Below are 13,067 nucleotides of genomic sequence, written 5' to 3' on the forward strand. Positions count from 1 at the left end.
ATCCGGGAATAGCGCCGCTTTCCCCCCGTTTCTTGGCATATCGCCAACCCCCGGCGCCTCCTAGAATCTCGGCGGGCGGCTTGCATTTCCACGTCAGCGAGCCGCAACAATCCCGAAGAGCATGTCCGAAGAAAGCGACCTCGAGAAATCCGAAGCCGCCTCTCCCAGGCGCCTGGAAAAGGCGCGCGAGGAGGGGCAGATTGCGCGTTCCCGGGAACTGGGCACGTTCATGATGCTGGCCGTCGGTGTCGCCGCGATCTGGGCGAGCGGCGGGTCGCTGTACAAGGGCCTGAGCGGCGTGCTGCGCAACGGGCTGGCGTTCGATCAGCGCGTCGCGCTGGATCCTGGGGTCATGATCGAGCAGGCGGTAAGCGGTTTCGGCCATGCGCTGATGGTGCTGCTGCCGATCTTCGGTCTGCTGGCGGTGGTGGCGGTGCTGTCGAGCGTGGCGCTGGGCGGTCTGGTGATTTCGACCAAGCCGCTGACGCCCAATTTTTCGAAGCTCAGCCCGCTGGCGGGCTTGAAGCGCATGTTCTCGTCGCAGACGGTGGTGGAGCTGATCAAGGCGCTGGCCAAGGCGATGCTGGTTGGCGGCGTGGCGGTCTGGGTCATCTGGCGCTACCACGACGACATGATGGGGCTGATGCACGTGGCGCCGTCGGCCGCGCTGACCAAGGCGCTGAGCCTGGTGGCGATGTGCTGCGCCTTCATCGTGGCCTCGCTGCTCATCATCGTCTTGCTGGACGTGCCCTGGCAGATCTGGAGCCACCTGAAGAAGCTGCGAATGTCCAAGGAAGACGTGCGCCAGGAACACAAGGAAAGCGAAGGCGATCCGCATGTGAAGGCGCGCATCCGGCAGCAGCAGCGCCAGGCGGCCCGCCGGCGCATGATGTCCGAGGTGCCGAAGGCCGACGTCGTCGTGACCAACCCGACGCACTATGCGGTGGCGCTGAAGTACGACGAATCGAAGGGCGGCGCGCCGCGCGTGCTGGCCAAGGGCACGGGCCTGATCGCCGCGAAGATCCGCGAACTGGCCGCCGAGAACAAGATTCCCACATTGGAGGCGCCGCCGCTGGCGCGCGCCCTGCATCAACACGTCGAGCTGGGGCAAGAAATCCCGGCCGAGCTGTATACCGCGGTGGCGGAAGTGCTGGCATGGGTTTTCCAGCTACGATCCTGGCGCTCGGGCTGGGGGCTTGAACCGTCGGCCCCCACGAAACTGAACGTGCCAGCCGAACTGGACCCGCAGGCTAAAACCGCAGGACAAGGAGTTTAAGGAATGAGCGCATTGCTCACCATGTTGAAGAATAACGGCGGCACGCACGCGCGGCTGCTGGCGGGTCCCATCCTGATCGTGATGGTGTTGGGCATGATGGTGCTGCCCTTGCCCACGTTCCTCTTGGACTTGCTGTTCACCTTCAACATCGCGTTGTCCGTGATGATCCTGCTGGTGGCCATGTTCACGCGCAAGCCGCTGGACTTTGCCGCGTTCCCGGCCGTGCTGCTGTTCGCCACGCTGCTGCGCCTGTCGCTGAACGTCGCGTCCACCCGGGTCGTGCTGCTGCACGGTCACACGGGTCCGGACGCCGCGGGTAAGGTGATCGAGGCCTTCGGCCACTTCCTGGTGGGCGGCAACTTCGCCGTCGGGATCATCGTCTTCATCATCCTGACCATCATCAACTTCATCGTCATCACCAAGGGTGCGGGCCGTATCGCGGAAGTGGGCGCGCGTTTCACCCTGGACGCCATGCCCGGCAAGCAGATGGCGATCGACGCGGACCTGAACGCCGGCCTGATCGGCGAAGACGAGGCGCGCAAGCGCCGCGCGGAAGTGTCGCAGGAGTCGGACTTCTTCGGCTCGATGGACGGCGCCAGCAAGTTCGTGCGCGGCGACGCCATCGCCGGCCTTTTGATCATGGCGATCAACGTCATCGGCGGCCTGGTCGTCGGCGTGGCGCAGCACGACATGTCCATGGGCGATGCCGGCCGCGTCTACACGCTGCTGACCATTGGCGACGGTCTGGTGGCCCAGATCCCCGCGCTGGTGATCTCCACCGCCGCCGGTGTGGTGGTGTCGCGTGTGTCGACCGACCAGGACATCGGCCAGCAGATCATCAGCCAGCTCTTTTCGAATCCGAGCGTGCTGTTCCTGACCGCCGGCATCATCGGCATCATGGGTCTCATCCCCAACATGCCCCACATCGCGTTCCTGACGCTGGCCGGCGCGCTGGGCTGGGGCGGTTGGGCGCTGCTCAAACGCAGGAAGGCCGCCGCCGTGGCCGCCGAGGAGATACCGCCGCAGGCGATCACCCAGGCGCAGGCCGCGGCCGCCGAAGCAAGCTGGGAAGACGTGTCGATGGTGGATCAGCTGGGGCTGGAAGTGGGCTACCGCCTGATTCCGCTGGTGGATCACGCCCAGAACGGCGAGCTGCTGCACCGCATCCGCAGCCTGCGCAAGAAGTTTGCCCAGGACGTCGGCTTTCTGCCGCCCGTGGTGCACATCCGCGACAACCTGGAACTCAAGCCCAACGATTACCGCATCCTCTTGTCGGGCGTGGAAGTGGGCAATGGCGTCGCGATGCCCGGCCAGTGGCTGGCTATCGACCCGGGCGGCGTGACCATGCAGATCAAGGGCACGCCGACGACCGATCCGGCGTTCGGCCTGCCGGCGCTGTGGATCGACAGTTCGCTGCGCGATCAGGCGCAGGTGGCCGGTTACACGGTGGTGGATGCGGGCACGGTTGTGGCCACGCACCTGAATCACCTGATGCACCGCCACGGCTCAAACCTGCTGGGCCGCCAGGAAGTGCAGCAGCTGCTGGACCGCATCGGCCGCGACGCGCCGAAGCTGGTCGAGGACCTGGTGCCCAAGACGCTGTCGCTTACCGCGCTGCAGAAGGTGCTGCAGGGCCTGCTGTCGGAAGAGGTGCCGATCCGCGACATGCGCACCATCATCGACACGCTGTCCGAACACGGTCCGCGCCTGGCCGCGATGGCAGCCGGGTCGGGCGGGCAGCCGGACATCAACGAACTGATCGCGCTGACGCGCCGCGCGCTCGGCCGCGCCATCACGCAGCAATGGTTCCCCGGCGAGGGCGAGCTGCGGGTGATCGGCCTGGATGTGAAGCTGGAACGCGTGCTGTCGCAAGCCATGACGACCAGCGGCGGTCTGGAGCCGGGCCTTGCCGATACGCTGCTGCGCGAGGCGCAAGCGGCGGTCGAACGGCAGGAATCACAGGGCAATGCGCCGGTGCTGCTGGTGTCGCCGGTGCTGCGCGCGCCGCTGTCGCGCTTCCTGCGCCACCACCTGCCGCAACTGGGTGTGTTGTCGAATACGGAAATTCCCGATGAGCGCATCGTCCGCGTGACGGCGCTGATCGGCGGGAGCAACGGGCAATGAAGATCAGCCGCTTTTACGGGGCCAACACCCGTGACGTGATGCGTCAGGTGCGCGAGGCCTTGGGGCCGGACGCGCTGATCGTGTCGAACCGCAGTGTCGACGGCGGCATCGAGGTGCTGGCCACCATCGACGGCGCCTTCGATGACGCGCCGCAACCGCAGACCCCGCCGCGCGAAGCGCCGGCCTATGCGCCGCCGGCTCAGGAACGCCAGCCCGCGGCGCCGTCGTTCCGCGAGCCGGCTGGGTTTGAGCGGCCGCAGGTAACGCCTGTCGCCATGCCGCCTCTGCCGCCTGCCGCGATGCCGCCTGCCGTGTCCCCCGCGATGGCGCCCGCCGGCTATGCGACGCCGGCGCGATCCATTGCCGCCTACCAGTCCGCGTACGCGGCGTCGGCCCAGCCGGAGATTGAACCGTCCCCGGCAGTATTCACACCCGCTGCACCGTCGCCGGTGGCCGCGACGGCGGCCGCGCCTCAGCCGACCGCGCCTATGCCGGCCGCGCCAATTCGCGTCGAGCTGCCGCCGCTTGCGCCCGTTGCACGCATGGCGCCGTCTCCCGCCATGCCCGAGCGCATGGCCACTGCGTCTGCGCCCGCCGCCGCCATGGCCGCCGCGCCCGCGACCGCCTATCACGCGCCGCAAAGCTACGCCGCGCCGCCCGCACCCGTGCAAGCGCCCGCCATTCCGCCCGCAGCGCCGCCGCAACCTGCCACGCTGCATGCCGCACCGCCCATGGGCCGCACGCCCGATGCCCCCGTGCGGCCGCCGCAGGGCCTGCCGCCCGCGAATCTGCCGGCCGATACGGCCGCCGGTCTGCAGGACGCGATCAGCGCCTTGCGCGGCGCGATGGAAAGCCGCATGGACGGCCTGCTGTGGGGTGGCCGCCAGGGTCCGGGCCGCGAGCCGGCTGGCGCCGCGCTGTTCCGCAGCCTGCTGGACGCCGGTTTCAGCACCAAGCTGGTCCGCACGCTGGTCGAGCGCCTGCCGCAAGGCCTCTCCACCGAGGCCGCGTTGAGCTGGGCACGCAATGAACTGGTGACGCACCTGCCGGTGGTGCGTTCCGAAGACGAATTCCTGGCCGGCGGCGTGTACGCGCTGGTCGGTCCGACCGGCGTGGGCAAGACCACGACGCTGGCCAAGCTGGCCGCGCGCTGCGTGGCGCGCGAAGGGCGCGAGCAGGTCGCCATGCTGACGACCGACCTGTTCCGGATCGGCGCGCTGGAACAATTGCAGATCTACGGCCGCCTGATGGGCGTGCCGGCGCACTCGGTGCGCGATGCCGGCGAGCTGCGCCGCATCCTGGCTGAACTCGGCAACCGCAAGATCGTGCTGATCGACACCACCGGGATCAGCCAGCGCGATCGCCTGGTGGCCGAGCAGGCGTCGATGCTGTGCAACGCGGGCAAGCCCGTTCGCCGGCTGCTGGTGCTCAATGCCGCCAGCCAGGGCGACACGCTGGACGAGGTGGCGCACGCCTATCGCAATGGGGTCGGCGAGGACGTCGCCGGCTGCATCATCACCAAGCTGGACGAAGCCACCCGCCTGGGCGCGGCGCTGGACACCGCAATCCGCCACCGTCTGCCGATCCATTACATGTCCGTCGGCCAGAAGGTGCCCGAGCACATGGAACTGGCCCGCGCGGACGTGCTGATCGACCGCGCGTTTTCGATGGTGGAGCGCGCCCGCGCGCTGTACACCCCGAGCGAGGCCGATCTGGCGTCGCTGGTGTCGTCGTCGCGCGAGCCGGACGCCGTGGACCCGGCGCGACGCCGCCAGTTGCTGGCCTCGGCCATCCTGCCGCAGCAGGGCGGTGCTGGGTCGATCGCCGCGGCCCAGAGCCTGGACGACACCATTTCGTGGCTGGACAGGGACCCGGCGTGCCTGCAAGCGCGTAGCGCCTGGCGCGAGTACGTCAGCGACGGCGCGGGCGCCAGCCTGGCCGCGCTGGGCGACGAGCCGCTGGCGATGGTGCGCCGCGAGTTTTCCGCCGTCTGCAACCGCAACCTGCTCGTGATGCACGGCAAGACCGCCATGAAAGGCGAGGCCTTGCCCGGCGGCGCGCTGCTGGGCGCGTTGTTGATGAGCGACCGCGGCGCCGCGCTGGCGTCGCCCGCGCAGCAGCTCGTGCTGCCGCATGGCATGTTGACCTCTTTTTCGCCCGCCGCGCCGGCCCAGCCGGATCCGGCGGCCGCGTTGCAGGCCCGCGTGCAGTGGCTGGGCGAGCGCCTGCAGTCCGTGCCGCTGGTTCACATGCTGGAGGCCGGCACGGTTGCGTTGTGGCAGCCGTTGAGCGAGCAGGGGGTGTCCTGGGTGGCGCGTTGCGCGGGTGGCACGCGGGTGATCCAGGATGAATGCCCGACCAACCTGAATGCCGTCGGCAAGAGCGTGGGCTACCTGCCCGTGGGCCAGCCCGGCGACATGCCGGGCCTGTGCCCGGCGTCCGGCGGCAAAACCGCGCCGCTGGCACTGTGGGCCTCCGGCACCGAAGTCGTGCTGCCGGGCAAGGGGCAGGGCGCGAGCGTTCGCCTCATCTGCGCGCGTCTGATCGACACGGTCACCGGCGAGGTCGCGGGCCAGTTGTTTGGCGCCACGAACCTGCCGGCTTCGCAGGCGGACGCGGCGACGATCGCGCGCTGGCTGGTCCTGCAGGACGAGGCCAAGGCGGCGTTCCGTTACATGGCCAATGCCTGGCAGGCGCTGCCCGCCGTCGATGGCGCCCACACGCTGGCGCGCCAGTCGCTCATGGCCGGGCAGCTCGGCGCGGCCTGCTGGCAACTGGCCCATTCGCCGGCGGCCGACGTCGTGCGTGGGCCGCTGTCGGGCATCGTGGGCACCGAACGCAAGCTGTCGGGCAAGATGCTGCCGGTGGCGCTGCTGAAGATGTTTGCGCTGCTGGAGATGACGGGCGGGGCGTGAGGCCGCAAAACCCATCTAGCGTGATCGAATAAAAAAACGGCGTGCCATGCACGCCGTTTTCTTTTGGACGGAGGTCCGGGGAGGGCTTCAGCCTGCCACAATCGGCCGGCGTCCCGGCGCGCTGCGGGCGCCGCGGCCTTGCGCGTCGTAGGTCGAGGCGCTGCCGACGCCGACGTTGCGCAGGGCGTCCAGCGACTGCTGGGTGTAACGCAGATGCACGTCGATCAGGGCGCCGTTGCGCATATTGATTTCGCTGGCGGAGGCCGACTTGGTCAGCAGGGCGTGCCACACGCCGGACAGCTGCGGATATTGCGCCGCGGCCTGTTCGGTGCCGACGTGGCCCGCGGGCAGGCCGATTTCGGTGAGCAGGTTGTCACGCGTCTGGCTCAGGTCGACCAACTGCTGCGCGATGCCGCGCTTGCGCTCGGTGATCTGGTTCAGCGCCTCGACGCTGCCCTGGCTGACCAGGACCTCGGTTTCTTCCTCGAGGATCGAGGAGAACTCGGAGATCAGGGTGTCTTCCTGCTTCATGCAGGATTGCAGGGAATCGACGAGGCTCATGACAGACGGCTCAATGGAGAGAAGGGACGGGCTATTTCAGCAGGTCTCGGGCGCTGGCGATCAGGCTGTCGGCGATGCGGCCGGTGTCGATCTTGAGCTGTCCGGAGGCGATCGCGGCGCGAATGGCGGCAACGCGCTCGACATTGATGTCGTTCGAGCCGTCTTGCATGGCCAGCATCTTGCGCGACGCCGAGCTCAGCGCGACTTGCGAGCTGCTCGAGCCGGTGGCGCTGCCGGCGCCATAAGCTTGACTGACCGCGGACTCGGCGCGGGCACCGACGGCATCGGCTGCTAGGGGCCGGTTGGTGGTCGAATTGATTTTCAAGGTTTTCTCCGCAGGGCGTTCTGGGTCGGTTTGCGACGGATCCGCCTACTTATGTCTCTGTAACGACAAGGGCCGGAGGAACTTTAGGGTATATGCGAGCCAGGCGCAACGCGATTTGTAACAGTATCTATAGCTGAATTTCCACCAGGGTGGCGTTACGGACGACGCCGCTGACCACCTGGCCGCCCGCGGTGCGGACCTGGACCACGGCGCCGGGGGCCGCGTTGCCCATGGCTTCGCCTTCGCTGCTGACCATGAAACCGTTGCCGCGCGCGTTGATCCGCACGTTCGTGCCGCGCTGCACGGACTGGGCATTGCGCAGCGACGAGCTGCGGATCGGTTGGCCGGCGTTGATGCGGAACGCGGCGGTCATGCCGGCCACTGCCTGCGGGTCGGTGATGGCGCCCGGGGGCAGGGAGACCAGATCGCCCTCGCGGGCGTCCAGGTCTGCCGGGGTCAGGGCCTGGCCTGCGGCGATCAGGCGCGAGGCCACGTAATAGTGTCCGGCCACGCTGACGGACGCCTGCACGTAGGCGGTCCAGCCCTTGGCCGTGTTGCAGCGCACGCCGACCGTCATGCGGGACCGCAGTTTCATGCCGGACGGCAGGAACGGGGCCAGGTCGTCGCAAGGCGCCAGGCGATCGGTGCGCGGCGGGTCGATGGCGATGGACGCCTCGCCGGGCAGGGAGGCCAGTTGTTCCTGCAGATACGTCTGCGCCGCAATGATGATCGCTTCCGGGGCCTGGGTGGCCGCGGCCTGTGCCTGGACGGCGCTTGCCGAGGCCAGGAGCAGGGCGGCGATGCCGGCGCGCGCGAGAAGGAGTCTTGCGGAGATTTTCATGATGGATGAATTGTAGAAGTGGGCGGCGTTCGGCAATACGTGAATTGGATGAGAAATGACGGGTTATTTGGCTGATTGTGTTACAGGTCCGGCCCCTATCATGCCGTCATCCAATGGGATAACGGTGTGTCCGGCATCCCAGCTTTATCCGATTTGCAACGAATTCAAGGCGCCACGATGCTCGACAGGCTCAACGAAGATTTCCGGTTCTACCAGCAGGCTTTGTCACTGCGCGCGCAGCGCCAGGAAGTGCTTTCCTCGAACATCGCCAACGCCGACACGCCCAACTACAAGGCGCGCGACATCGACTTCAAGGCCGCCATGCAAAGCGCCATGGAAGGCACGATGCGCCTGCCCGACACGTCGCTCAAGCTGACGTCGGCCCGCCACATTCCGGCCAAGGCCGTGTCGCAGGGTCCGACGGATCTGCTGTACCGCCTGCCGTACCAGCCCAGCATGGACGGCAACACGGTGGACATGGACATCGAGCGCGTGCAGTTCGCCGACAACACCCTGCATTACCAGAGCACGATGCAGCTTATCTCCAGCCGCATCCGCGGGTTGCAGACCGCCATCCAGGATTGATCTTTAAAGGGAGCAACAGGCAATGTCCTTGTTGAGCATTTTCGATATCGCCGGTTCGGCGTTGAGCGCGCAGTCGCAGCGCATGAACGTGGCGGCCAGCAACATGGCCAACGCCGACAGCGTGGTCGGTCCGGATGGCCAGCCCTACCGCGCCCGGCAGGTCGTGTTCCAGGTCAACCCGGCCGCAGGCCAGGCGCTGGGGCAGGAAATCGGCGGCGTTCGCGTGGCCGGCGTGGTCCAGGACCAGTCGCCCCTGAAGATGGTCTATGACCCCAAGCACCCCCTGGCTGACGCGCAGGGCTACATCAGCATGCCCAACGTCGATCCGGTGGCCGAAACGGTCAACATGATCGCGGCATCGCGGTCCTACCAGGCCAACGTCGAGGTCCTCAACACCGCCAAGACGTTGATGCAGAAGACGCTGACCATCGGTCAATCCTAATTTTCAGCCAGAGTCTATCCATGACGACCGTCGATCAAAACACGAGCACCACGGCCATGGGCCTGGCGCAAACCGGCGCCAACAGCGCGAGCACCGCGCAAGGCCTGCAGGACCAGTTCCTGAAGCTGCTGGTCACTCAGCTCAAGAACCAGGATCCGCTGAACCCGATGCAGAACGCGGAGCTGACGTCGCAATTGGCGCAGATCTCCACGGTGGAAGGCATCACCAACCTGAAGAACACCATGCTGGCCATCAGCGGCCAGATCGACGTGTCGCAGTCGATGAACGCCGTGTCGATGATCGGCAAGGGCGTCCTGATCCCGGGCTCGAAGGTCAAGGTCGGCGTCGACAGCGCCAACCCCGCCGACCGCGTGGTCACGCCTTACGGTCTGGATCTGCAGGGCGACGCCGCCAAGGTTCAGGTCCGCATCTCGGATTCGAACGGCGCGGTCGTTCGCACCATCGAGCTGGGCGAGCAGAAGAATGGCGTGTACACGCTGGAGTGGGACGGCAAGAACGATTCCGGCGTGGCGCTGGAAGCGGGTGCGTACAACGTGTCCGTGCTGGCGACCGATGCCGACGGCGCGAAGGTGAATTCGGAAGTGTTGAGCTACGGCAACGTGAAGAGCGTGGCGTACTCGACCAACGGCCTGCGTCTGGATCTGGGCCTGGACGGCCAGACCAGCATGCTGGACGTGCGCAAGGTGATCGGCGCCTGAACGGGCGGATATGAATTGGTGCCGGCGCACGGGCGACGGCTTCTCCACTAAAGATTAGCGAGAGTAAACATGGGCTTCGGACAAGGATTGAGCGGCTTGAATGCCGCTGCGCAGAACCTGGACGTCATCGGCAACAACATCGCCAACTCGGGCACCGTCGGCTTCAAGTCGGCAACCGCATCGTTCGCTGACGTCTACGCCAGCTCGCGCGTGGGCCTGGGCGTCAAGGTCGCGGCCATCAACCAGCGCTTCACCGTTGGCGCGGTGACGGGCGGCGGCGGCGAATACGACATCGCCATCGACGGCGCCAAGGGCATGTTCCGCGTCACCGACCAGAGCGGCTCGGTCATGTACACGCGCAATGGCGAGTTCCTCGTCGACAAGAACAACTTCATCGTGAACGCCCAGGGCTATCGCCTGACCGGCTACCCGCCCGGCGCCATCGGTGCGAACCCGGTCGAACTGCAACTGCCGACGGCCAACGTCGCGCCGCAGGCCACCAGCACCGCCACCACCGTGGCCAACCTGGACGCGAACGCCAAGGTCATCTACCAGGTCGACACCGTGACGGCGCCCGCCGTTCCCGGCTCGGTCACCCTGGGCGGCACGCCCTACACCTTCACCAAGGCCGCCGGCGGCGCGCTGACGTGGACCCCGGCCAACCCGCCGGCCGCCGTGTACGGCACGGCTCCGAACACCGTCACGATCGACGGCACGGGCCAGGTCTCCGCCGGCACGCTGGAAAGCATTCCCGGCTACGTGGACTACACCGCCGCGGTCACCGAAATCGGCAAGCCGTTCGATCCCAAGATCTCCAGCACCTACACGAACGCCTCGCCCATGACGGTGTTCGACTCCCTGGGCAACTCGCACCAGGTCATGCAGTATTTCGTCAAGCGTGAAGCGACGGGCGGCACCAGCGTGTACGACGTGTACTACACGATGGACGGCCAGGCCATGGCGCCCACGTCGGAAGCCGGCGGCGTGTGGGGCAACCCCCAGCAGTTCACGTTCAACAACGCCGGCACGCTGACCAGCGCGCCGATCGTGAACCTCTCGTTCGCCCAGCCCGGCGGCACGTCCACCCCGGCCGATCCGCTGAACGTCGCGATCAACTACACCGGCACGACCCAGTACGGCAGCAACTACAAGCTGGTTGCCAAGCCCGACGGCTACACGTCCGGCGAGTTCAGCGGCATCAACATCAGCAGCGACGGCAGCCTGGTCGCCAGCTACACCAACGGCGAAACCCAGATCGTCGGCACGCTCGTGCTGGCCGACTTCTCGAACCTGCAGGGGCTGCAGCCCGTGGGCAACAACGCCTGGAAGGAAACGGCGGCTTCCGGCCAGCCGATCCTGGGCCAGCCCGGCACCAACAGCATGTCGACGGTGGTCGGTCAGGCGACCGAAGCGTCCAACGTGGACATGAGCAAGGAGCTGGTCAACATGATCATTGCCCAGCGCACCTACCAGGCCAATTCGCAGACCATCAAGACCCAGGACGAAATCATGCAAGTCCTGATGAACCTGAAGTAATGCCCGCTGGGCAAGCGACGACACCGACGGAATAGGCAATGGATAGAATCATCTACACCGCCATGAATGGCGCAGCGCGGATCACGGAGCATCAGGCCGCGCTCTCCAACAACATGGCCAACGTGAATACGGCGGGCTTTCGCGAGCAGATCGCGCTGTACCGCTCGGTTCCCGTGACGGACGGGGTGAGCCTGCCCACGCGCGTTTCGACGGTGGCGTCCACGCCCGGCAACAGCTTTCAGATGGGCACCATGCAGACCACGGGCCGCGACCTGGACGTGGCGCTGGCCAGCGAAAACGGCTGGATCGCGGTGCAGACGCCGCAGGGCGAAGCCTATACCCGCGCCGGCAGCCTGCAGGTTGGCATCAACGGCCTGTTGCAGACGTCGCTGGGCCAGCCGGTCCTGTCGGACCAGGGCGGTCCCATCGACGTGCCCGACCAGGCCGCGCTGACCATCACGTCGGACGGCACGATCACGGCGCTGGGCGCCGGCGACGGTCCGAACAACATCCTGAATCTGGGCCGGCTCAAGCTGGTCAATCCGGACAACAAGCAGCTGGTGCACGGCGATGACGGTGTCTTCCGCATGGCGCCGGTCAACGGCCAGCCCGCGCCGCCGGTGCCCGCCGATCCCAGCCTGCGCCTGTTGTCGGGCGTGCTGGAAGGCAGCAACACCAATCCGATGGCGTCGATGGTGGGCATGATCGAAAACGCCCGCCGCTTCGAGCAGCAGATGCAGGTGATTCAGCAGTCGGACCGCAATGCGGAACGCGCCAACGGCATTCTGTCCGTAAGCGCCTGATTTAAATAACATTTAGTTCGCGGCCAGGCCGCGGCACCGGAGTCTTTCATCATGATGCGTTCGCTGTGGATCGCCAAGACGGGCCTGGAAGGTCAGCAGACCTCCATGGACGTGATTTCCAACAACTTGGCCAACGTCTCCACCAACGGGTTCAAGCGCGGCCGTGCCGTGTTCCAGGACCTGATGTATCAGACGCTGCGCCAGCCCGGCGCCCAGGTGGGCGATGCCACGCAACTGCCGTCCGGCCTGCAGTTGGGCACCGGCGCGCGCGTGGCCGCCACCGAGCGCATCCACTCGGACGGCAACCTGAACAACACCGGCAGCGAGATGGACGTGGCGATCAACGGCCGCGGCTTCCTGCCGGTCGAACTGCCCGATGGCACGCAGGCTTATACGCGTGACGGCGCCCTGCAGCGCGACCAGAACGGCCAGCTCGTGACTGTCAGCGGCTATGTCATCCAGCCGCCGATCAACGTGCCGGACAACGCGCTGTCCATCACCATCGGCAACGACGGCATGGTTTCCGTGACGCAGCCCGGCGCGGCCGGCGTCAACGTGCAGATCGGCCAGCTCCAGATCGCCACCTTCATCAACCCGACCGGCCTGCAAAGCATCGGCGAAAACCTGTATCTGGAAACCGACTCGTCGGGTCCGGCGAACCTGCTGCAGCCCGGTGTGGACGGCGCGGGCTCGATCATGCAGAAGTACGTCGAGACCTCCAACGTCAACGTCGCTGAAGAACTGGTCAACATGATCACGACGCAGCGCGCTTACGAAATGAACAGCAAGGCCGTCAAGACGTCGGACGAAATGCTGGCCCGCCTGACCCAACTGTGATGCTCATGTCTGTCCTGCGCCTGGTACTTGCGTCTGCGCTGGCTCTGCTGGCGGCTGGTTGCGCCATTATCCCGCCCGAACCCATCGTGACCGGGCCGACGAC

Annotated in this window: 12 protein-coding genes and 1 pseudogene; 10 read left to right on the forward strand and 3 right to left on the reverse strand. The window is 66.8% G+C overall.

All coding sequences use genetic code 11. The features are described from left to right. The first annotated feature begins 121 nt into the window (after positions 1-121). The 3 genes from flhB to flhF are packed head-to-tail and all read left to right on the forward strand — an operon-like array spanning position 122 to position 6,315. Positions 122-1,276, forward strand: coding sequence for a flagellar biosynthesis protein FlhB (gene flhB / locus AC6LJW_RS20825; protein WP_056570182.1), 1,155 nt, complete (start codon positions 122-124; stop codon positions 1,274-1,276). A gap of 3 nt (positions 1,277-1,279) precedes the next feature. After that, on the forward strand, positions 1,280-3,400 hold the full coding sequence (gene flhA, locus AC6LJW_RS20830) for a flagellar biosynthesis protein FlhA (protein ID WP_427984485.1): 2,121 nt from the start codon (positions 1,280-1,282) through the stop codon (positions 3,398-3,400). Next, positions 3,397-6,315 (forward strand): flagellar biosynthesis GTPase FlhF, encoded by a 2,919-nt coding sequence (gene flhF / locus AC6LJW_RS20835; protein ID WP_498088177.1) that lies wholly within the window; start codon positions 3,397-3,399, stop codon positions 6,313-6,315. The genes flhA and flhF overlap by 4 nt, the downstream gene beginning before the upstream one ends. A gap of 87 nt (positions 6,316-6,402) precedes the next feature. On the opposite strand, the gene AC6LJW_RS20840 is transcribed toward flhF, so the two are convergent. From AC6LJW_RS20840 to flgA, 3 genes are all read right to left on the reverse strand, one after another. Further along, the gene (locus tag AC6LJW_RS20840; RefSeq protein WP_056570188.1) at positions 6,403-6,876 is read right to left on the reverse strand and encodes a flagella synthesis protein FlgN; all 474 of its coding nucleotides are present in this window, start codon (positions 6,874-6,876) and stop codon (positions 6,403-6,405) included. A gap of 31 nt (positions 6,877-6,907) precedes the next feature. Next, the gene (flgM, locus tag AC6LJW_RS20845) at positions 6,908-7,201 is read right to left on the reverse strand and encodes a flagellar biosynthesis anti-sigma factor FlgM (protein WP_056570190.1); all 294 of its coding nucleotides are present in this window, start codon (positions 7,199-7,201) and stop codon (positions 6,908-6,910) included. Between the two features lie 127 nt (positions 7,202-7,328). Then, on the reverse strand, positions 7,329-8,042 hold the full coding sequence (flgA, locus tag AC6LJW_RS20850) for a flagellar basal body P-ring formation chaperone FlgA (RefSeq protein WP_056570601.1): 714 nt from the start codon (positions 8,040-8,042) through the stop codon (positions 7,329-7,331). A gap of 177 nt (positions 8,043-8,219) precedes the next feature. Between flgA and flgB the strand changes: the two genes are divergently transcribed. The 7 genes and pseudogenes from flgB to AC6LJW_RS20885 all read left to right on the forward strand — a co-directional run. After that, on the forward strand, positions 8,220-8,627 hold the full coding sequence (gene flgB, locus AC6LJW_RS20855; protein ID WP_056570192.1) for a flagellar basal body rod protein FlgB: 408 nt from the start codon (positions 8,220-8,222) through the stop codon (positions 8,625-8,627). A gap of 22 nt (positions 8,628-8,649) precedes the next feature. After that, on the forward strand, positions 8,650-9,069 hold the full coding sequence (gene flgC, locus AC6LJW_RS20860) for a flagellar basal body rod protein FlgC (protein WP_056570194.1): 420 nt from the start codon (positions 8,650-8,652) through the stop codon (positions 9,067-9,069). Between the two features lie 20 nt (positions 9,070-9,089). Beyond that, positions 9,090-9,788, forward strand: coding sequence for a flagellar hook capping FlgD N-terminal domain-containing protein (locus AC6LJW_RS20865; protein WP_056570196.1), 699 nt, complete (start codon positions 9,090-9,092; stop codon positions 9,786-9,788). 69 nt (positions 9,789-9,857) lie between these two features. Next, entirely contained in the window at positions 9,858-11,324 is a 1,467-nt protein-coding gene (locus tag AC6LJW_RS20870; RefSeq protein ID WP_056570198.1) for a flagellar hook-basal body complex protein, read from the forward strand. A 38-nt stretch (positions 11,325-11,362) separates the two neighbouring features. After that, positions 11,363-12,127 (forward strand): flagellar basal body rod protein FlgF, encoded by a 765-nt coding sequence (locus AC6LJW_RS20875; RefSeq protein WP_056570199.1) that lies wholly within the window; start codon positions 11,363-11,365, stop codon positions 12,125-12,127. Between the two features lie 51 nt (positions 12,128-12,178). Then, entirely contained in the window at positions 12,179-12,964 is a 786-nt protein-coding gene (gene flgG / locus AC6LJW_RS20880; protein ID WP_056570201.1) for a flagellar basal-body rod protein FlgG, read from the forward strand. Further along, positions 12,964-13,067: pseudogene (locus tag AC6LJW_RS20885) on the forward strand (flagellar basal body L-ring protein FlgH); the annotation flags it as partial. The gene flgG and the pseudogene AC6LJW_RS20885, both read left to right, overlap by 1 nt.

The organism is Achromobacter sp. 1012554356 (assembly GCF_059760815.1).

What these genes read in the sequence shown, in the direction of transcription:
- AC6LJW_RS20875 (WP_056570199.1), top strand. Translation starts at nt 11,363, where the DNA reads ATGGATAGAATCATCTACACCGCCATGAATGGCGCAGCGCGGATCACG.
- flgA (WP_056570601.1), bottom strand. Translation starts at nt 8,042, where the DNA reads ATGAAAATCTCCGCAAGACTCCTTCTCGCGCGCGCCGGCATCGCCGCC.
- AC6LJW_RS20840 (WP_056570188.1), bottom strand. Translation starts at nt 6,876, where the DNA reads ATGAGCCTCGTCGATTCCCTGCAATCCTGCATGAAGCAGGAAGACACC.
- flgC (WP_056570194.1), top strand. Translation starts at nt 8,650, where the DNA reads ATGTCCTTGTTGAGCATTTTCGATATCGCCGGTTCGGCGTTGAGCGCG.
- flgG (WP_056570201.1), top strand. Translation starts at nt 12,179, where the DNA reads ATGATGCGTTCGCTGTGGATCGCCAAGACGGGCCTGGAAGGTCAGCAG.
- flhF (WP_498088177.1), top strand. Translation starts at nt 3,397, where the DNA reads ATGAAGATCAGCCGCTTTTACGGGGCCAACACCCGTGACGTGATGCGT.
- flhB (WP_056570182.1), top strand. Translation starts at nt 122, where the DNA reads ATGTCCGAAGAAAGCGACCTCGAGAAATCCGAAGCCGCCTCTCCCAGG.
- flgB (WP_056570192.1), top strand. Translation starts at nt 8,220, where the DNA reads ATGCTCGACAGGCTCAACGAAGATTTCCGGTTCTACCAGCAGGCTTTG.
- AC6LJW_RS20870 (WP_056570198.1), top strand. Translation starts at nt 9,858, where the DNA reads ATGGGCTTCGGACAAGGATTGAGCGGCTTGAATGCCGCTGCGCAGAAC.
- AC6LJW_RS20865 (WP_056570196.1), top strand. Translation starts at nt 9,090, where the DNA reads ATGACGACCGTCGATCAAAACACGAGCACCACGGCCATGGGCCTGGCG.
- flhA (WP_427984485.1), top strand. Translation starts at nt 1,280, where the DNA reads ATGAGCGCATTGCTCACCATGTTGAAGAATAACGGCGGCACGCACGCG.